16 protein-coding genes and 1 tRNA gene are annotated in these 20647 nt (G+C 37.1%); 15 read left to right on the top strand and 2 right to left on the bottom strand.

What is annotated here, in order from left to right:
- Window positions 1-89: 89 nt before the first annotated feature.
- The 8 genes from ftsH (at window position 90) to ACY45D_RS12630 (ending at window position 6928) form a co-directional block, all read left to right on the top strand.
- Window positions 90-1979, top strand: coding sequence for an ATP-dependent zinc metalloprotease FtsH (ftsH, locus tag ACY45D_RS12665; protein WP_463107061.1), 1890 nt, complete (start codon window positions 90-92; stop codon window positions 1977-1979).
- A gap of 148 nt (window positions 1980-2127) precedes the next feature.
- The gene (folP, locus tag ACY45D_RS12660; protein WP_463107060.1) at window positions 2128-2982 is read left to right on the top strand and encodes a dihydropteroate synthase; all 855 of its coding nucleotides are present in this window, start codon (window positions 2128-2130) and stop codon (window positions 2980-2982) included.
- Between the two features lie 431 nt (window positions 2983-3413).
- Window positions 3414-5030, top strand: a complete 1617-nt coding sequence (locus ACY45D_RS12655) for a vWA domain-containing protein (RefSeq protein WP_463107059.1) — start codon at window positions 3414-3416, stop codon at window positions 5028-5030.
- 255 nt (window positions 5031-5285) lie between these two features.
- Window positions 5286-5600, top strand: coding sequence for a DUF5713 family protein (locus ACY45D_RS12650; RefSeq protein WP_463107058.1), 315 nt, complete (start codon window positions 5286-5288; stop codon window positions 5598-5600).
- A 193-nt stretch (window positions 5601-5793) separates the two neighbouring features.
- A tRNA-Met gene (locus ACY45D_RS12645) sits at window positions 5794-5870 on the top strand.
- A 220-nt stretch (window positions 5871-6090) separates the two neighbouring features.
- On the top strand, window positions 6091-6438 hold the full coding sequence (locus tag ACY45D_RS12640) for an IS630 transposase-related protein (protein ID WP_463109485.1): 348 nt from the start codon (window positions 6091-6093) through the stop codon (window positions 6436-6438).
- Window positions 6439-6443: 5 nt separating this feature from the next.
- A complete protein-coding gene (locus ACY45D_RS12635) occupies window positions 6444-6686 on the top strand; it encodes a transposase (protein ID WP_463107057.1) in 243 nt (80 codons plus the stop codon).
- Window positions 6671-6928 carry a transposase gene (locus tag ACY45D_RS12630; protein ID WP_463107056.1) on the top strand — a complete coding sequence of 86 codons (258 nt, stop codon included), beginning with the start codon at window positions 6671-6673 and terminating at the stop codon, window positions 6926-6928. The genes ACY45D_RS12635 and ACY45D_RS12630 overlap by 16 nt, the downstream gene beginning before the upstream one ends.
- 298 nt (window positions 6929-7226) lie before the next feature.
- On the opposite strand, the gene ACY45D_RS12625 is transcribed toward ACY45D_RS12630, so the two are convergent.
- Window positions 7227-7598, bottom strand: a complete 372-nt coding sequence (locus ACY45D_RS12625; RefSeq protein WP_463107055.1) for a hypothetical protein — start codon at window positions 7596-7598, stop codon at window positions 7227-7229.
- 113 nt (window positions 7599-7711) lie between these two features.
- Complete coding sequence (locus ACY45D_RS12620; protein WP_463107054.1) at window positions 7712-9544, bottom strand: phosphoenolpyruvate carboxykinase (GTP); 1833 nt, start codon at window positions 9542-9544, stop codon at window positions 7712-7714.
- A gap of 407 nt (window positions 9545-9951) precedes the next feature.
- Here ACY45D_RS12620 and ACY45D_RS12615 point away from each other — a divergent pair, with 407 nt between their 5' ends.
- The 7 genes from ACY45D_RS12615 to ACY45D_RS12585 all read left to right on the top strand — a co-directional run bounded on the left by ACY45D_RS12615 (window position 9952) and on the right by ACY45D_RS12585 (window position 20611).
- Window positions 9952-10890 carry a diacylglycerol/lipid kinase family protein gene (locus ACY45D_RS12615; protein ID WP_463107053.1) on the top strand — a complete coding sequence of 313 codons (939 nt, stop codon included), beginning with the start codon at window positions 9952-9954 and terminating at the stop codon, window positions 10888-10890.
- Window positions 10871-11635: a metallophosphoesterase family protein gene (locus ACY45D_RS12610; protein ID WP_463107052.1), complete on the top strand. Its 765-nt coding sequence runs from the start codon at window positions 10871-10873 to the stop codon at window positions 11633-11635. Before ACY45D_RS12615 ends, ACY45D_RS12610 begins: the two co-directional genes overlap by 20 nt.
- Window positions 11636-11829: 194 nt before the next feature.
- Window positions 11830-12120, top strand: coding sequence for a co-chaperone GroES (locus ACY45D_RS12605; protein ID WP_463107051.1), 291 nt, complete (start codon window positions 11830-11832; stop codon window positions 12118-12120).
- 134 nt (window positions 12121-12254) lie between these two features.
- Window positions 12255-13889, top strand: coding sequence for a chaperonin GroEL (gene groL, locus ACY45D_RS12600; RefSeq protein ID WP_463107050.1), 1635 nt, complete (start codon window positions 12255-12257; stop codon window positions 13887-13889).
- 238 nt (window positions 13890-14127) lie between these two features.
- On the top strand, window positions 14128-18021 hold the full coding sequence (locus tag ACY45D_RS12595) for a YadA-like family protein (RefSeq protein WP_463107049.1): 3894 nt from the start codon (window positions 14128-14130) through the stop codon (window positions 18019-18021).
- 91 nt (window positions 18022-18112) lie between these two features.
- Window positions 18113-18316, top strand: a complete 204-nt coding sequence (locus tag ACY45D_RS12590; protein WP_463107048.1) for a hypothetical protein — start codon at window positions 18113-18115, stop codon at window positions 18314-18316.
- Window positions 18317-18508: 192 nt separating this feature from the next.
- Entirely contained in the window at window positions 18509-20611 is a 2103-nt protein-coding gene (locus ACY45D_RS12585; RefSeq protein ID WP_463107047.1) for a TonB-dependent siderophore receptor, read from the top strand.
- The last annotated feature ends 36 nt before the right edge of the window (window positions 20612-20647 follow it).

Here is a 20647-nt window from a genome sequence, read left to right as displayed (position 1 = left end):
AATCTTTATTGCGAAATTCATTACTCGCTTTTTGTTACGATCAAGCAAGATTGAGCCTGATCAAAATAGTTATATATGGGAATAAAGCTTTGAGCGATTACTTCAAAAATGCCGTATTGTGGCTTGTAATACTGGGTGTGCTGATTCTTATCTTCAGCAATCTCAGCGACCGCAGTAAGCCATCTGCGATGAATTATTCTGAATTCATTGTAGCGGTGAATGCTGGTCAAATTAAGCAAGTGACCATTGATGGTGAAAGAATAAGTGGCGAAAAAAGAAACGGTACACCTTTTGAAAGTATTCGCCCAGCGGTTCAAGATCCTGAATTGATGCCGAGCCTGATCAAAAATAACGTTGTTGTTGAAGGTACTGCACCTCAACGTCAAGGTTTATTGATGCAGCTTTTAATCGCAAGCTTCCCTGTACTTCTGATTATCCTATTGTTCATGTTCTTTATGCGTAACATGGGTGGCGGTGCAGGCGGTAAAAATGGTCCGATGAGTTTTGGTAAATCTAAAGCGAAAATGCTTTCAGAAGACCAAATTAAAGTGACCTTTACAGATGTTGCTGGTTGTGATGAAGCGAAGCAAGAAGTTGTTGAAATTGTTGATTTCTTAAAAGATCCTGCAAAATTCAAACGTTTAGGTGCAACTATTCCTAAAGGTGTCTTGATGGTAGGCCCTCCAGGTACAGGTAAAACTTTACTTGCGAAGGCGATTGCAGGTGAAGCAAAAGTTCCATTCTTTAGTATTTCTGGTTCTGACTTCGTTGAAATGTTTGTGGGTGTTGGTGCATCACGTGTACGTGATATGTTCGAACAAGCAAAACGTCATGCGCCATGTATCATCTTTATTGATGAGATTGATGCTGTTGGTCGTCATCGTGGTTCAGGTACAGGTGGTGGTCACGATGAGCGTGAGCAAACCCTAAACCAAATGCTGGTTGAAATGGATGGTTTTGAAGGTAATGAAGGCATTATCGTCATTGCTGCAACCAACCGTGCAGATGTACTGGATAAAGCTTTATTACGTCCGGGACGTTTTGACCGTCAAGTGATGGTAGGACTTCCTGACATTAAAGGTCGTGAACAGATCTTGGCTGTACATTTGAAAAAATTACCATCTGTTACTGGTGTAGATCTTAAAGTTCTTGCACGTGGTACACCAGGCTTCTCTGGTGCACAATTGGCAAACCTTGTTAACGAAGCTGCGTTGTTTGCTGCACGTCGTAATAAGAATACTGTCGATATGCATGACTTTGAAGATGCAAAAGACAAGATTTATATGGGGCCTGAACGTAAATCGATGGTGATTCGTGAAGAAGAACGTCGTGCGACAGCTTACCATGAAGCAGGACATGCGATTGTTGCGGAGATTCTTCCAGGTACCGATCCAGTGCATAAAGTAACGATTATGCCACGTGGTTGGGCACTTGGTGTGACTTGGCAGCTGCCTGAACACGATCAAACCAGCCATTACAAATCGAAGATGTTGAATGAACTTTCAATCTTATTCGGTGGTCGTATTGCTGAAGAAGTGTTTATTGACCAAATGTCGACTGGTGCTTCAAATGACTTTGAGCGTGCAACTAAAATGGCACGTGCGATGGTGACCAAGTATGGTATGTCAGACAAAATGGGCGTCATGGTCTATGAAGATGAAAACCAAAACGGTTTTTTTGGAAATGTCGGTAGTCGTACAATTTCTGAAGCAACACAACAGCAAGTTGATTTAGAAGTACGTCGTATTCTTGACGAACAGTATAGAGTTGCCCGTGATATCTTGGAAAATAACAAAGATATCGCACATGCGATGGTAAAAGCGTTGATGGAATGGGAAACCATTGATCGTGACCAAATCCGTGACATCATGGAAGGTCGTGAACCTCAACCACCAAAAGTTTATGTTGCTGAAAATCCTGTGATTGATGTAACACCAACAGATGGCCCATCAACTCCACCGCCATTACCAGCGACTTAATATTTAAAATATTTAAAAGTAGTCAGAAAGAGTCTCAATAGAGGCTCTTTTTTTATACAAAAAATATCTGATTATGAAAACATTTCAACTTGTCTGGTATTGGAATTGATACACTGAGGTCTAGTTAAATCATCAATGGGTACATGACATGCAACTTATGCCACTTCCTCAGCAAATCTTGCAATGTGGGCGTTTAAGCTTGGATTTATCGCAAGCGCATGTCATGGGTATTCTCAATGTAACACCTGATTCTTTTAGTGATGGTGGAAAGCACAATCAGAAAGATCAAGCGGTTGCTTATGCCTTAGAAATGATCGAGCAAGGTGCAACAGTGATCGATATTGGCGGTGAGTCTACACGTCCGGGTGCGTCACCCGTTGAGATTGAAGAAGAGATTCGCCGTGTGATTCCAGTTGTTGCAGCGTTAGCAAACCATGATGTGGTGATTTCTATTGATACCTCACAGCCAGAAGTGATCCGTGAAGCGGTAAAGGCTGGTGCGCATATTTGGAATGATGTTAGGGCTTTAACACGTCCAAATGCTTTAAAAACAGCAGCTGAATTAAATATTCCAATCATTATTATGCATATGCGTGGTGAACCCACTACGATGAACAATCTGGACCAATACCAAGATATTACTCAAGATGTTATGACTGAGCTTCAGCAGCGAATAGATGATGCATTGCAAGCAGGTGTTAAACCTGAACATATTATGATTGATCCAGGTTTTGGTTTTGCTAAAAATGCACAGCAAAATTTAAAGCTTTTGAATGAGTTTTATCAGCTTAATCAGATGGGTTATCCAATCCTTTCAGCGCTTTCTCGTAAGCGTTTTATAGGTGAGGCACTTGGTGGAGCAGATGCGCAAAATCGTGCTGTGGGGAGTGTTGCGGCACACTTACTGAGTATTCAGCAAGGTGCGTGTATGGTGCGTGTGCATGATGTAAAAGCAATGTCGGATGCAATAAAAGTATGGCAGGCGATGCAGGCTGCAATTTAGTCAATGCGTTAAATGTTTTGGCAGGGCTCGCATCAACATGTAAAGTTTTATATGTGGCATGTAAATAAAATTCTGCGAGGAAACTGTGTTAAAGCTAAGCGTTTTGTAAGATGGAGAATAGATGCATCAATTTTCCAGCTTATTCTACTGTATCTATTTAATATTTGAATCAATGATTTAATTTTAAGCTATTGTTTCTAATTATTATATTGTTCAATGTGAAATTTAATCATGAAATAAGTTTGAGAATTATTGCTAGAGTTGTTCAAGAACATTTTAGCATTGAGCATAGATTTTAGACTTACTGAAAATAAACAAAATCATGTCAACCATTTTGAAAATACAATTGTGAAAAATAATAAATGTTATAATATAACAATTAACTTATATCGATATAACAATAACACTTAAAATAATTTGAGGAATGAGTGATGAAGTTCAATCAAAAAATACTGGCAATATCATTATGTGCTGTGATGATGACTGCTTGTAGTAAAAAGGCTGAAGAAGCTGCAAGTGATATGCAAGCTCAAGCTCCGATGGGTAATTCAAGTCAACAGGTGACAGATGCTGCTGCGGAACAAAGTCCTGCTTATGGAACTGAAGGAAATACTGAGAATTATCAAAAAATCGAAACAAATACTGTGAAAAGTGTTGCTCAGCAACCTGTATCTACTTTTAGTGCCGATGTCGATACTGGAAGTTATACCAATGTTCGACGCTTTTTACTGAGTGAGAAAACACTACCGCCTGCAGATGCTGTGCGTGTGGAGGAAATGATTAATTATTTTGATTATCAATATCCACAAGCAAGTGGTGCGCATCCTTTTGCAGTGAGTACAGAAACAGTGGATTCTCCATGGCAACCGAATGCCAAAGTGATCAAAATTGGTATTAAAGCCAAGGATATTGATCAGAAAAATTTAGCACCAGCCAATTTGGTTTTCCTTGTTGATGTTTCAGGTAGTATGGATGGACCCAATAAATTACCACTGGTCAAAAAGACATTAACAATACTCACTCAGCAATTACGCCCTCAAGATAAAGTCACGTTAATTACCTATTCAGATGGTGACAAAATGGTTTTAGCGCCAACCAGTGGGGAACAAAAGCAGAAGATTCTTAAAGCGATTGATGATTTGGTTGCAGGAGGTGGTACAGCTGGTGCACATGCGATTGACATGGCTTATCAAGCCGCAGAGAAAGCTTATATTAAGGGGGGTATAAATCGTATTTTGATTACCACAGATGGTGATTTTAATGTCGGTGTTACAGATTTTGATGCATTAAAAACAATGGTTGAGCAAAAGCACAAAACAGGCGTTTCATTTTCTACTTTAGGCTTTGGCTCAGGAAACTATGATGAGCAACTGATGGAGCAATTGGCTGATGCTGGAAATGGAAACTACAGTTATATCGACAATGAAAATGAAGCAAAAAAAGTTTTAGATCGTCAATTATCATCAACTTTGGCAACCGTAGCGCAAGACGTCAAGCTTCAAGTGGAATTTAATCCTAATACGGTGAAAGAGTACCGCCTGATCGGTTATGAAAATCGACTATTGAATGAGGAGGATTTTAATAATGATAAGGTCGATGCGGGGGATATTGGAGCAGGGCATACCGTTACGGCATTGTATGAAATTATTCCAGTAGGGCAAAAGGGCTGGCTAAACGATTCAAGATATGCTCAAAACAAAATTAAATCAGGGAAAAATTCTGAGTATGCATTTTTAAATATTCGCTATAAATTACCTAACCAATCTAAGAGTATTTTAATGACTCAACCGATTGCTGTGGCGAGTAAACCATTGAATCAAGCAAATGTAGATACTAAATTTGCCATCGCTGTTGCTGCATACGGGCAACAATTAAGAGGTGGTCAATATAATGCGTCAATGGGATGGAATGACATTCTCAATTTAGCGCAAGCTGGTAAGCAATCTGATCCTTATGGTTTAAAAGCGGAGTTTATTGATTTGGTTAAAAAGGCGAAAAGCTTAAGTGGTGATCAAACCAAAGCGCTGCAAATCAACCAAGGTGCTTAAAGTGATCATTGGCATTTTTATCAAGAAAAGTGCCATTTTTTTAGAATAAATAAGTGTTTATTAAAATATCAATGGGCAGTGATGTGATTTTGATTCGTTTCCATTGTATTGATTTGCTTTATTTTTTATTTAGGATAAGTTGAACAGGTAAATATGATTTGTAAATTCAATCAACTTAATGGTTTATCAACTTGGTGAATTGTATTGTTTATGTTATATAAGCGTGTTGATTGATATGCTGTATTTTAGGTTGCTATGTTTAACGATCTACTCCTCCCAATGTTTGATGATGAATATTATCCTGACATTCTTGTCGCTGAAGTAAAGCAGTTGATAGAAAAGTTTGCCAAAAAGGTGTCTAAGAGCAGTTTTAGTGATACTGAAATTTATTCTTTGGCCAATTTAACCGTGGTTGAAATTAATGAAATGAAGCCCCAGTTTGAGGACCTTGATTCTTCATTAGATGATACTGCTGCTGACTATATCGCAGAAGCGATGATGATGGTGGTTCAGAACCAAGGTTATTTAGATATTGAAATGGAAGAGCTTATTGCAAATAGAGAATGGTAAGCCATTCTCTATTTTTAATTTGCGATCTATGCTGTGTAAATTGAATGTTATTTTTTAGCTTTGTGTCTGATAAAATAGATAAATATGTATTAATTTTAAACATTTAATTATCAATTGTTTAAAGCATGATCACTAGTGAGTTTGAGTGCTTGACGAAGCATGCAGAAATTTAGATAATGCGCACACAGTTTAAGGCTATGTAGCTCAGTTGGTTAGAGCACCGCACTCATAATGCGGGGGTCACAAGTTCAAGTCTCGTCATAGCCACCATTTTTATAGACCATGCTCACCGCATGGTCTCTTTTTTTGTGCAAAATAAAAGTGAATTGGAAAATAAAATACGACTCTTGGAAATCTGTGTCATATCCATATAGGGATTTTAATGCATTATTTTTTAGTGAAAAGTTGAAATTTATTCAGGTAGATGACACTTTGTATTTTCTAGATGAAAAGTATAGTCAATCCGATAAAAAATCTATACACTAAAATAATGAGTTATTCAGAACATTTTAGGCGCAAAGTTTTAGCTAAGCTTGAGGAGGGTAAATCCATTCGAGCTGTAGCTTCACAATTTGAAATTGATAAAAATACAATTGTCGAGTGGAAAAAACGTATAGAAATCAAAAGAACTCGACCACGTAAACCCACTAAAATAGATGATGATGCATTACGTGCGGATGTTGAAAAATATCTTGATGACTATCAATGTGAGCGTGCTCTTCGCTTTAATTGTGGAACTTCTTCTATTGGTGACGCATTAAGACGATTAGGAATTACAGTTAAAAAAAGACCTTACGCCACCCACAAGCAAAAGCCGAAATCAGAGAGCAATACTTAAAAGATTTGGATCAATTAAAAAGCAAACATCCGATCATCTATCTTGATGAAAGTGGCTTTAAATCCCATGAATGTAGACCTCATGGTTATTCTAAACAAGGAACTCCTTGTTATGGGGCATACAATTGGCAATTAAAAAATCAAACCAATGCGATTGAAGCAATCTATCAGAATAAGTTATTTGCAGTGGGTTTATTTGATTGCAAGGTAAATTCTGATGTATTCCATTTTGGGTGGATAAATTTTTAATTCCAGAATTACCAGCTCACAGTGTAATTGTTATGGATAATGCCACCTTTCATAAACGACATGATATACAAGACTTATTAGCACAACATGGACATCAAATACTTTGGCTCCCTCCTTGTAGTCCAGATTTGAATCCTATTGAAAAAATGTGGGCATGGGTGAAGAAGAAAAGGAAAGAATGGCTTATTGACTCGATAGATATTCTTTTTAGACGATTTTTTGATATATGTATGATAAATTAGACGGTTTTACTATAGTAAAAGTTCTTTTTTTAAAGATACATTGATATTTTAAACTTACGAATATATACAAGCGAGTTAAAGCAAGAATACGGTTTTAATTGGTAAAAAATAAATCTTCTTTGATTCCTTTATTTTTTTATAAGTTTTGATAGCTGCAGTGTTAATCGTGATTTTACTAGGTGTTATTTGGTATGTTGTTTTAAATGATGTTAATACGATTTTAAAATATAAGCAGGATTTGGAACAGGGTAATGATTTGAATTCTATGAAAAAGCCGCTTTTAAAGCGGCTTTTATACTTAAATTTCAATTCCACCAAGTTGTTGGCAGTTTACAGGTGTATTCCATTTTACAGCAGTACCCCAAACCACTGGGCGTACAATACGCCAAGGCCAGAAACCGAATCTTTGACTGGCATTGTAGTTGATGACTACGTTACCACCCACTTGATGGGTACGCTCTGCAAAACGAGGATAAAGTTCTTCTACGCTCCCATAAGTACCTTTCGCTACTTTGACACGTTTCATGATTTTAAATTGGCTAGAATCAGGTGTGCCTTTGATTGCGCAGATATGAGGCGTAGATTGTTCTGTTGTTTCAGTATTGGCCATAGTAATACTAGATAAGCTGAATAGACAGATCGTTGTCGTTAAGGTTAGTGTTTTTAGCATGGATTTCCCCTTTTTATGCTTAGTTGTAAAGTGATAAAAAATATAAAAATTTATTAAAATAGGTTGAAAAAAGACCGCATGTGCGGTCTTTTTTGAGTGTTACTTATATTTTATTAAGCAGACTTTTGAACAGCTTCTAAAAGCTCGTTTTGACGTGCTTTAAGTGCAGCAGGTAAACGATCACCAAGCTTATCAAACAACTCAGTGTGGCTTTCAAGTTCTTTTACCCATTGCTCTTTGTCTTGTGAGGTTACAAGATCAAATTGTGCTTTGGTAAAGTCAGAACCAGTCCAGTTCAACTGTTCGTAAGTTGGTACGCGACCAATTGGTGTATCAATTGCAGTAGCGCGACCTTCACAACGGTCAATGATCCACTCAAGAACACGCATGTTTTGTCCGAAACCAGGCCATACGAAGTTACCTTCAGCATCACGACGGAACCAGTTCACATTGTAGATACCAGGAAGTTTATTGCCAGCAGCTTTCGCTTTAGTAGCAACTTCTTCACCAAGTTCTAACCAATGAGAGAAATAGTCAGCCATGTTATAACCAGCAAATGGAAGCATCGCAAATGGGTCACGACGTACAACACCTTGTTGACCAACAGCAGCAGCAGTCGTTTCTGAACCCATGGTTGCAGCTTTATACACACCATCAACCCAGTCAAATGCTTCTGAGATTAAAGGTACTGTATCGGCACGGCGACCACCGAAGATGAATGCAGAAATCGGTACGCCTGCCGGATTTTCCCAGTCAGCGTCGATAGAAGGGCATTGACCTGCGGCAACAGTGAAACGAGCATTTGGATGTGCTGCTTTTTCTTCGCCAGTGTGTGGTTGACCTTTCCAGTTGGTTAAGTTTGCTGGCACTTCTTTAGAAAGACCTTCCCACCAAACTTCGCCATTGTCAGTAACAGCAACGTTTGTATAGATCACGTCTTTATGCAATGTAGCCATACAGTTTGGATTGGTTTTGGTATTTGTACCTGGTGCAACACCGAAGAAACCAGCTTCAGGGTTAATCGCATATAAACGACCATCTTCACCTGGTTTGATCCAGGCAATATCGTCACCTACAGTTTCGATTTTCCAACCTTCATAACCTGCTGGTGGGATCAACATTGCAAAGTTTGTTTTACCACATGCAGAAGGGAACGCTGCTGCGATGTAATGCTTCTCACCTTGTGGATTGGTCACGCCAAGGATAAGCATATGTTCAGCTAACCAACCTTGTTGACGACCCATAGATGATGCAATACGTAAAGCGAGGCATTTTTTACCCAATAATGCATTGCCGCCGTAACCTGAACCATAAGACCAGATTTCACGAGTTTCTGGATAATGCACAATATATTTTTCAGGGTTGCAAGGCCAAGCAACATCTTTCTGACCTTCAGCAAGTGGCGCACCAACAGTGTGTACGCAAGGAATGTATTCGCCATCTGTGCCAAGTACGTCGTAAACAGCTTTGCCCATACGAGCCATTTTACGCATACTGATTGCAACATATGGTGAATCAGTGATTTCGATACCGATATGAGCAATATGAGAACCTAAAGGACCCATTGAGAAAGGTACAACATACATTGTACGACCTTCCATTGCGCCATCAAATAAACCGTTAAGACGTGCGCGCATTTCAGCAGGTGCTTCCCAGTTGTTCGTCGCGCCAGCATCTTCTTGTTTTTCAGAACAGATGTATGTGCGACCTTCAACACGAGCTACGTCAGACGGGTCAGAATTCGCTAAATAAGAACCAGGATGTTTTTCTTGGTTCAAAGCTTGCATAGTGCCGTTAGCGATCATCAAATCGATATAACGTTGATTTTCTTCTTCGCTTCCGTCACACCATTCAATTTTTGCAGGTTTGGTTAATTTAGCAATTTCTTCAACCCATGCAATGAGCTTGGGATGACGAACGAATTCTGGTGCGTTCACTTGGGTCATGGTGAGGCCTATCTTAAATGTGTACAATTTTATGTACAAATAATAATCCAAATGTAGTGATACAACATTCAGATTTAAGTATGAAAAAAAGTGGCTGTATTAAAGCATATATTCACAAAAAAAATAAGACTAAAGGCGTAAAAGATACCAAATGTAATATTTCTATTAATGTGTTGATTTTAAATGATAATGTATGGAAATTAGGGCTTTTATTTAACTATTTATATCTATTATATGTGATATTTTAATTATAAATAATAATAATTTACAACAAGTTAAATTTTAAACATAGTTGAACTTTCTTATTGATTAAATAAATGATCATAATTCAAATTTTACATAAAGGGGCTACCAATTGTTTACAAAATCGGCAAAATTAGTGGAAATACTTCACAATAATCAAGTCTATGCGTAAAGATCTTAAACCACTTTCACTAATTTACAATGAGAAATCTGGCTTTCATGCCAATAAGAAAGAAGGTATCTATGAACAACTCATGACGATTTGGTCTGCTCATGGGTTTGAAATACAGGTTTTTGATATTGGATCAGAAGTAAGTATCCAAACTTTGATGAAAAAAGTATTTGAACGCCATCAACGTTATGATCATAAAGGTGTGATCGTTGCAGCAGGTGGCGATGGTACTTTAAATGCCGTAGCATCACAAATGCTGCATCAGAAAATTCCAATGGGTATTTTGCCATTGGGGACTTTTAATTATGTTGCACGAGTTTTGAATATTCCGTTGGATCTTCTTGAAGCAGTAGAAGTTGTTGCAACAGGTACACCACGTGCTTCACATGTTGCTTGTATTAATGATCAGATCTATTTAAATAACGCCAGTTTAGGGCTTTATCCTTTATTTATTAAGAAAAGAGAGGATTACAATCGTAAATTGGGACGTTTGACTTTAAATGCTTACACTTCAGGCTTGGATGTACTCATTCGTGATCGTAAAGAATTAAAACTTGAAATTGAAGTTGATGGTCAAAAATATCCTGTTAAAACACCTTTAATATTTTTTGGGAATAACCAATTACAATTAAAAGAAATGAAACTCAAAATTGCCAAATGCGCAGAAATTGGTGAGATCGCAGGGATTGTGATTGCAAAAGGGGATAAGCTCACTTTATTTAAAACCCTTTTTCAGATGATACGAGGGCGATTAGATCAAGCTTCAGATGTATATAGTTTTGGTGCACAAAGCGTCATTGTTTATTCAAAAAAGCCTAAACTGACTGTTGCTGTCGATGGTGAAATTGTATCTATGAATACACCTTTAAAACTTCATGTTGAAAAAAATGCTTTAAATATTATGGTGCCGTATGTTGTTGCATCTGTCTGACCTTCATTTTGGAACTGAACGCCAAGCATGTATTAAAGCGATACAAAAGTTTTGCGTAAAACAGCAACCTGAAATAGTCGTGGTGAGTGGAGATCTAACACAAAGAGCTAAATTTAAAGAGTTTTTAGCATGTCGTCAGTTTTTAGACAGTTTGAAAATTCCTTATTTTGTAGTTCCTGGCAATCATGATATTCCGTTGTATCATGTGTGGAAGCGTGTTTTTCGTCCATTTGGTTTATATCAGTTATTTTTTGGCAGTTTAGAGAATACTTTGCAAACTGAACATTTTTATTTAATTGGAATGAATACGATCCGACGTCGTTATCATACTCGAGGTCACATTTCTTTAACGCAAATTCAAAAAGTGAATCAATTATTATCCAATGCACCCGTTGATCAGCTGAAAATCATTGTCAGTCATCAACCTTTTTATATTTCCAATGAGAATCATCATTTGAAAGATTGTCCTGCATTGGGGAAATTTGCCATAAAAGAATGGGGGCAGCATCAGTTGTATGCTTTGTTACATGGACATTTACATCTTGTTGCCGTTTATGATTTAAATCAAGAATTTGCTTTAAATTTAAGTCAACCAGTTTATGAGGTGCATGCAGGTACTGCAGTTTCCAAAAGGCTGTATAAAAATATGCCCAATAGCTTTAATGTGATTTATAAAGATGGCAGATTTGAGCATTACTTTTTTGATGAACAATTACAGGATTTTATTGTCAAATTAGAACAGTGAATTTCTAGATCATCTTAGATTTGAGTTGAACGTGTAAAAAAGATACAAATTTGCAAAATATTTTTAAGTTTCCCCCTTGAAGCCTATGTTTCCATCCCCACAAAAGTGACATACAAATATTTTGTCGATGACCTAGGAATAAGAAGTCATCTTCTAGTAATCAATGGCGTTTTGAAATGCCTATGGAGTTTGAAATGAGTAACATTCGTCCTTTACATGATAACGTTGTGGTTCGCCGCGTAGAAAAGGAAACTAAAACCGCAGGCGGTTTGATTTTAAGTACCTCTGCTGCTGAACAACCCGCTCAAGGTGAAGTCCTTGCTGTAGGTAATGGTAAAATTACTGACAATGGTGTTCGTGCATTAGACGTAAAAATTGGTGATAACGTATTGTTCGGCGCATATGCTGGTACAAAAGTTAAAGTAAATGGTGAAGAACTTCTTGTTATGAAAGAGTCTGATATTTTAGCGGTCCTAGAAGGTTAATTTAAACCTGAATAACTTTTTCATGATTTTAAAAGCTTAGATTTTCAACATTAAAGAAAACCTAAGCCAAAATGAAAAGGTTAAATCCATTTTAAAATCAAATCAGTAAAAATTTAAGAATATTGGAGTTTAGCATGTCAGCTAAAGACGTAAAATTCGGTGATTCAGCACGTTCGAAAATGATTGCTGGTGTAAATACACTTGCAGACGCTGTAAAAGTAACTTTAGGTCCGAAAGGTCGTAACGTTGTAATTGACCGTTCTTTTGGCGCACCGCACATCACTAAAGATGGTGTAACTGTTGCTAAAGAAATTTCGCTTAAAGATAAATTTGAGAACATGGGTGCTCAATTGGTTCGTGAAGTTTCTTCAAAAACCAATGATATCGCAGGTGATGGTACAACAACGGCAACTGTACTTGCTCAAGCAATTTTAAATGAAGGTATTAAGTCAGTAACAGCGGGCATGAACCCAATGGACTTAAAACGTGGTATCGATCTTGCTGTAAAAGCTGTTGTTGAAAACATTAAAGCAACTGCAAAACCTGCTTCTGATACGAAAGCAATTGAACAAGTCGGTTCGATTTCTGCAAATTCTGATGAAACTGTAGGTAAATTGATTGCACAAGCAATGGAACGCGTTGGTAAAGAAGGCGTGATCACTGTTGAAGAAGGTTCAGGCTTTGAAGATGCACTTGACGTTGTTGAGGGTATGCAGTTTGACCGTGGTTATATCAGCCCATACTTTGCAAACAAACAAGATACTCTAACTGCTGAGCTTGAAAACCCATTTATTCTTCTTGTTGATAAAAAAATTAGCAATATCCGTGAATTAATTGCAGTGCTTGAAGCTGTTGCTAAAACAGGTAAGCCACTTTTGATCATCGCTGAAGATGTTGAAGGTGAAGCTTTGGCAACACTTGTTGTAAATAACATGCGCGGTATTATCAAAGTATGTGCGGTCAAAGCCCCTGGTTTCGGTGATCGCCGTAAAGCAATGTTGCAAGACATCGCGATTTTAACTGGTGCTACCGTTATTTCTGAAGAAGTCGGCATGACTTTAGAGCAAGCCTCTCTTCAAGACTTAGGTACTGCACATAAAGTGACTATTTCTAAAGAAAACACAGTGATTGTTGATGGTGCAGGTAACGCAGAACAAATTGCTGAACGTGTTACTCAAATTCGTGCACAAATTGAAGAATCTACGTCTGAATATGACAAAGAAAAACTTCAAGAGCGTGTTGCCAAATTAGCAGGCGGTGTGGCTGTAATTAAAATTGGTGCAGCGACTGAAGTTGAAATGAAAGAGAAGAAAGACCGTGTTGACGATGCTCTTCATGCAACACGTGCTGCGGTTGAAGAAGGTGTTGTTGCAGGTGGTGGTGTTGCACTAGTACGTGCTGCATCTGCGCTTGATGGTATCACTGGTGTAAATGATGACCAAAATGTGGGTATCAATATTTTGCGTCGTGCGATTGAAGCACCTCTACGTCAAATCGTATCTAATGCAGGTGATGAGCCATCAGTCGTGATCAATGCTGTGAAAAAGGGTGAAGGTAATTTTGGTTATAACGCTGCGACTTCTCAGTATGGTGATATGCTGGAAATGGGTATTCTTGACCCTGCAAAAGTAACGCGTTCTGCACTTGAACATGCTGCATCTGTAGCAGGTTTAATGTTGACTACAGAATGTATGATTACTGATATTCCAGAAGATAAACCAGCGATGCCTGATATGGGCGGCATGGGTGGTATGGGTGGAATGATGTAATTCATCCTAAGCGCTACTGCATAAAAAATCCCTGCTTTTTAGCAGGGATTTTTTTATCAATATTTAAATTTCTTTTACTTTAAAAATTTATTCTCAAAAAACAAGTAACGAAATTCATTGATTAAATTACATAATAAAACTAGTATTTTATACTATTCAGTAAGCGTGCCATTTCTAAATTTAAAAGGCGCACAAAACAAAAAATTAAATAATCGATAAAACTTTGGGAATTATATTGATGAAGTTAAAACAAACTACACTCGTATTAGCATTATCTTCAATAACAGGATATGCCGCAGCAGACCTTACTTATCGGACTGCCTATGATCAAAATTTAGGAAATAATTATCAACAAACCCAAGGAACAAGTAATTACCAATCTAACCCCAATTTTAATATGTACGATAATAATTACCAATACGATAACTTAAACTCAAATACTATTTCTTCTGTAGGAACGAAAATAAAAGAAAGTCAAACGTCTAGTTCAGGACAAAATTATCAACAATATAGTTATGATGAAACACGTCGGGCAGATTTAAATGGAGGGAGATATTATTCATCAAACCAAGTGGGTGAAAATGAACTTTCACATTATGAAAGCATTAATAGCGACTTCAACAGCACAGGTACAGTTACACGTAAAGCCAATACTCAAGTCAGATTAGATGCAAGTGGTAATGAAATTGCAAATTCAGAACGTCGTTTAAATGATTCATCATTTGATTTTGCTGCGGATGATTTAACAAAAGTTAAAGATGCAAAAAGTAATGCATATTATAGTCGTCAATCAAATACAAAATACTCAAATAACGTTGCATTAGATACGCTGAATGAATCACAATACCAGCAATCAAATTTTAATAGCGTTGAAAAACGCGATGCCAATGGGCAACCCGTTATAGAAAGTGGTGCTCATGTTTATATTGCCGAAGGTAGAGCTAACCAATCTCAATCTAAAAATGCGACATATAAATCTACGACTAACCAAGATGGTAAAATCATTAGCCGTGACCCAAATAAGGTTTTAACCAACCAAGAACATTCATCAAGTGGAAACAGTACAGATGTAGATTATGCAACTGATGGTCAAGGACAATTTGTAGCAATTCAAGTGAGTTCTGATAAAAGATATATAGAAAAAGAATCTACAGTTACGAATAGAAAAAATTCAGATTCAAGTCATAATATTGTTTACGATGATTCATCTTTAATTAAGGAAAGTAGAAAGTCGTCAAGCCTGAATGAAGTAAATAGAACTTCAGTATGGGATGGATTTAATGCAATCAATAATACTTCTACGGATACAACATATGTTAAATACCAAGATGGTGCGCAACCCATAGGTACAGAAGAAAGTTCTAAAACTCTTCGACATAATGCAAATCGTCAATTGCAAACAAATATAAATGGTGAGTTGGTATTAACCAATAATCAACCTATTACTGAATTTACCTTTGAAAATAAATCTTCTGAAGAATTATATCAGGCAAATTATCAAGCAACGCATCATGTCTCTGGAGATAAACAAGGGCAGGATTACGACATCCTGAATAATGGTACAAATAGCCGTTATTCGGATACCGCTACTCAAAAAAGAACCAAATCGGCGACTTATAATCAAGTTAAAAATTATGCAGATGGTTTTGTTGAACATGCGATAACGGCAGAAAATAGTTCAGTAGAATATAAAAAGAGCATGCAGGAAAATATTGAAGTTGATCGAGCTATAAGTCAGCAATCGAGTGTTGATCTGCAGCAGTTAAGAAGTAAGACAGTAAGTGCTGAAAATGCCTCTGGAACAAATCAACAGAATATTAAAGCGGGTAGTATTAATAAAACCATTGGTAATTATGGTTCATTATCAGGCGGTTATTTAGATCCTAATCAACATATATTGTTAAATACAGGGCAAGATGTGACAGAGAGTAATGTTCGAAGCTGGGTTGATGAAAATGGTACTCAGCGCCACTATGTCGTTCTTGGGACTGATTTAGAAGGGAAAGACATTCGAAGTGAAGTGACTTTAGAAAATGCATCAGAAAATAAAAGCATTCAAGTCGATACTGTTTTTAAAGCAAAAAACTCAAACCATAAATCTGAACAAGTGAATTATGGGCAAGAACTGGCTTACAATTTAACTGAGCAGGATCATGTAGATGAATCTGAAACATCAAAAGATGGTCAGATTATTTATGGATCCAATAAATCGGATAAAAATAAAACCATAAAATTATATTCTGCAGGAAAAAATGCATTAGATCGTGAAATTCAACAAGCCTACAATACTCAAAATATGTCGAGTAATTTAGTGTTAGATGAACAAGGTCAAGTTGTTATTAAAACCATTAATACATCTGATACCGCAGCTAAGGCATTATTACAGCAATACCAAACTGGACAAGAAAAAGTATGGAACTATTCAAGCCAGATTTCATCAAACCAAAAAAGTACAGATGCTAACGGAAAAGTTCTCAACTATGATAATCAATCAAAAGATTTAGACATTGTGCAGTATGCGCAAGGAAAAAATATTTTAGATCGAACAATTAATACTTCTTCTACTCTGGATGTGCTGAGTAATCAAAAATTGACTTCTACAGCACCTTATTATGGTGTTGATGAAAATGGTACTGATTTGTCAATCCGAAATGGTGTCTTAGCATATGATGAGCATGGGAGAGAAGTGAAAAGCACTCAAGTATTAAAAACAACGGATGTAGATGTTGTTAACCAAAATACGAAGAGTAAAAAAGTAGCTGAACAAGTTTATCAGTCTGGTGCTATAGCATATAAAAAGTCTGAACAAAATCAGCAAACCAATCAAGATACCTTCGCAGATGGTTATATTGCTCGCTCAGAATTAAAAAGTACAAATGATGTCACTTTATACAATCATAATCAAAGTGATAAATATCGTGATGCAGCTACGACAGTGGAAGTGAGTACGAATAATAAAATTTATGATTTTAATGAAAATGGCGAATCAGTCGTAAAAGGTACGATTGAAACAACATCAAGCAACAACACAACTGCTGTGGATTACCAAAAAGGCAAAAATGCTTTATCAAGTTCATCGCTAAATGAATCTTCTTATACACATAAAAATGTTCTAGATGCGTCAACCACAGAAACAAAGGGAACTACGAAGTTAGAAAATTTGGTCTATCAAGCGGATCAAAAAATATCAGAGCAAATTACATCTGAGTTCAACTCAGATATGAAAGTAACCAATAAAGATCAATCAGGGTTTACATATACGACGTCGGATATTTCAAATGAAACAGTAAACAATACTGAAATGGGATTATTTGCTTCGCAAGCGGTGTATTCGACGAGAAATATTCAAAATGCTGAAACCAAAACAAGCACAGCTGTAGATGGAAAAATAACGACACAAAATATTATTCGTGGTTCAGACATTGAAAATCGCACAGATCAAAGTTTTACTGAAAAAGTATACGGCTCAGAGAATATTCTTAGCTCAGACGGTATAAAAACATCAATAGCGAATGCCAATACGAGAGTTATTGATAAATTTGGGATTTTAGAATCAGATACTTCAAATTTTAATACGACTTCAACAGCTAAAGATGGTTCGGCAAAGTCTGTAACAGAAACTCGAGTAGATCATGTGTCTGGAGTGTTATTGAGCCAAGACATTGTCCAAAAAGATGCATCAGGTAAAGAAACGAAATCATCTATATCCACAACCGTAAAAGCTGGAGAAGTATCTGTTGGTGATGTAAAACTGTCTGCACAGGGTGTAGATGCAGGAAATAAAGTCGTCTCTAATGTTGCCGATGGTGTTGCAAATAATGACGCGGTTAATATGGGACAATTCCGATCTTATACAGCAGACTTAAATCGACGTTTTGATGATGTTGAAACCAATGCTTATCGTGGAGTAGCAATCTCACTTGCTGCGCAACAGGCTGTACCGAATATGAAGCCAGGTCAATTTGCTGTATTTGGTGGTATGGGACATTACGAGGGACAATCAGCTGGCGCTCTTGGTATAACCAGTGTACTTGAAGATGGTCGTACATCTTTTAGTGGTGCATTTGGTGTTGCTGGTGGTGGTGAAGTGGGTGGAAGAGTTGGAGTTTCCTACGTTTTTGGTGGGAAATAATAAGTAAATCAGTCAGAATGAGTATATAACCAACCAAAATATTGGGTATATACTCAAAAGACAAAGATTATAATCCTACGGGAGTTTAACGATGGCTCTAAAATTTGTGATTCGCTTTGCAAGTGTTCTTTTCTTGGTTTTGATATTGGCTGCGCTTGGTATTCATTTTCTATTTTCAGGGGAATTAACAGTAGTGTTATGGATCTTTACGGTTCCAATTATTCTCGCTATTCCAATTTTAACATCGGTTGCTTTAACCAAAGATGAGGAACTTAGTATCCCAGTTAGTCGATAAAATAATCGAGTTGGTTCAGTAAAAGCTCATCAGTTGATGGGCTTTTTTATTACGATATTGATATTTTCACAATAAAATTTGTTTAAATATTCTAAAGTTAATGTATTTTTCACAAATATTTCTTAAGTAATCTCTATACATATAAATGCAAATGATTATAATTTACACCACTTTTCTATATGGTGCTGTCAAATGCAATTCAACAGATCTTATTTAACATGTTCAGTTCTGGCTATTTTGGCAGCGACTACGCATGCAGAAACGGAATCTACTACACAACAAAACGCAGCATCTGTACTTCCATCAATTACAGTACAAGCTGAAACAGAACAAAAACTATATGCAGCTAAAACGGCTAATGCAGTATTACGCTCAGATGCACCATTATTTGAAACAGCACAATCGATTAGTGTCATTACAAATCAGCAGATCGAACAAAAACAAGCAAAAACAGTGGCTGAAGCACTTGAAGGCGTTGCAGGTGTCACCACTGGGCAATATGGTCGCCGTGGTTGGGATGACTTTATTATTCGTGGGCAAATCTCGAGCTCTCAAACTTATATTGATGGTTTACGAGTACAAGCTTCGGATAACGTTTTAAGAGCAGAAGATATTTCAGGTTTAGAATCGATTGAAGTTGTCAAAGGCCCGACTTCTGTAGGTTTTGGTTTAGCGCTACCTGGGGGCTTAGTCAATTTAACCACAAAACGTCCACAAGCTGAAACAACATATAAAGGCGGCTTAAGTTACGGGAGTTATGGTTTAAAAGAGGGAGCTTTTGATCTTAACTATGCACCCAACAATACAGAAAAAGGTGCATTTCGTATTGTCGGGCGAGTGTCTGATCAGGATGATCCAACGGATTATGTGTATTTCAAAAACTTATATATTGCACCATCATATAATTTTGATTTAGGTGAAAAAGACGATTTATCTGTAATTGCCAGCTATCAACGCCGTGAATATCTGCGTCAGCAAGGTATTCCATATAGCAGTGGAAATTATAAGAATTATTCACATAGCCTGTTCTTTGGAGATCCAGACTATGGCTATGATGTCGATGTGTATCGTTTAGGGGCAAACTATGCTCATTATTTTGATAATGATTGGACGTTTAAACAAAATTTTGCTGTGACAAAAACTGAGATATTGGGTGATTCGATTCTTGCATCTGGTCGAAATGTACTTCCTACAATTAAGCGAGCCATTAACAATCAAGATAAGCAAGATGTGAATTATACCTTGGATAATCATTTACAACGCAATTTTAATTTTGGATCGATTAACTACGATGTCATGGTCGGTGTAGATATGATGCGAGAGCGTAGTGATTATTATCGTCGTACAGATACGATTAATGATTTTGATGCAAATCATCCAAGCTATGGCAACATCATTATTAAAAAAAGAGGTACACCCTCAGAAGAAATAACCTATAGCCAATACACAGGCTTATATTTACGTAACACCATTAAAATTGATGATGACTGGATTATCGGTTTGTCTGGACGTCATGACTGGACGCAAGTTGAAATTGACAATATTTTAAATAACACAACAACCAAAAACTCTGACAATGCTTTTACGGGCAGCGCGTCGGTGATGTATCGCATGAATGATATGTTTGCGCCTTATGTCAGTTACTCAACATCTTTCATGCCAGTAACAGATTCAGGTGAAAATGGCTCATTACTTGATCCAGAACAGGGTAAGCAAGCAGAAATTGGGGTGAAGTTACAAGCTTTGGATCAGCGTTTGCAAGGTTATATTGCTTATTATGATTTAACGCGTAAAAACGTGACAGAGGCAGATGCTTCAGGAAATTTCTCTATCCAAACAGGTGAACAAGTGACCAAAGGCTTTGAAGCCGAAATGGCCGCTGCACTTACGGATCAATGGAACATTTCGACAAGCTATAGCTATATTCCAACAGCAAAAATTACTGAAAGTTTAACCGCCAGTGAAATTGGTAAACGTAGTAATCATGTTCCTAAAAATGCGGCAACTTTATCTACTCAGTATTATTTCAGTCCTGATAAACTCGGTTGGAATATGGGTGCTGGGATACGTTATCAGGGTTCACGCACGGCACAACGGAGTACGGATTATGTCTATTTACCAAGTTATGCTGTATTTGATGTAAATGCAGGCTATGAAGCAGAAAAGTGGGGCGCAGGTTTAAGCATTAAAAATTTATTTGATCGAGAATACTTGGCAGGAACAACACCGAATGCGCAGTTGGTCAATTGGGGTGATCCAATGATGGTTCGTTTTAATGTGAAGTTTAAATATTAAATTGTAGATTGTTTCTAATGAAAGGATTTGCGAAAG

The organism is Acinetobacter sp. BZX-2 (assembly GCF_055179795.1).
This window is presented reverse-complemented; position numbering and strand designations above follow the sequence as displayed.

Bases quoted from the DNA above. Each gene is read 5' to 3' on its own strand.
- ACY45D_RS12620 (WP_463107054.1), bottom strand. From the start codon at position 9,544: ATGACCCAAGTGAACGCACCAGAATTCGTTCGTCATCCCAAGCTCATT.
- ACY45D_RS12655 (WP_463107059.1), top strand. From the start codon at position 3,414: ATGAAGTTCAATCAAAAAATACTGGCAATATCATTATGTGCTGTGATG.
- ACY45D_RS12650 (WP_463107058.1), top strand. From the start codon at position 5,286: ATGTTTAACGATCTACTCCTCCCAATGTTTGATGATGAATATTATCCT.
- ACY45D_RS12590 (WP_463107048.1), top strand. From the start codon at position 18,113: ATGGCTCTAAAATTTGTGATTCGCTTTGCAAGTGTTCTTTTCTTGGTT.
- folP (WP_463107060.1), top strand. From the start codon at position 2,128: ATGCAACTTATGCCACTTCCTCAGCAAATCTTGCAATGTGGGCGTTTA.
- ACY45D_RS12625 (WP_463107055.1), bottom strand. From the start codon at position 7,598: ATGCTAAAAACACTAACCTTAACGACAACGATCTGTCTATTCAGCTTA.
- ACY45D_RS12595 (WP_463107049.1), top strand. From the start codon at position 14,128: ATGAAGTTAAAACAAACTACACTCGTATTAGCATTATCTTCAATAACA.
- ACY45D_RS12640 (WP_463109485.1), top strand. From the start codon at position 6,091: ATGAGTTATTCAGAACATTTTAGGCGCAAAGTTTTAGCTAAGCTTGAG.
- ACY45D_RS12610 (WP_463107052.1), top strand. From the start codon at position 10,871: ATGTTGTTGCATCTGTCTGACCTTCATTTTGGAACTGAACGCCAAGCA.
- ACY45D_RS12615 (WP_463107053.1), top strand. From the start codon at position 9,952: ATGCGTAAAGATCTTAAACCACTTTCACTAATTTACAATGAGAAATCT.
- ACY45D_RS12585 (WP_463107047.1), top strand. From the start codon at position 18,509: ATGCAATTCAACAGATCTTATTTAACATGTTCAGTTCTGGCTATTTTG.
- ACY45D_RS12605 (WP_463107051.1), top strand. From the start codon at position 11,830: ATGAGTAACATTCGTCCTTTACATGATAACGTTGTGGTTCGCCGCGTA.
- groL (WP_463107050.1), top strand. From the start codon at position 12,255: ATGTCAGCTAAAGACGTAAAATTCGGTGATTCAGCACGTTCGAAAATG.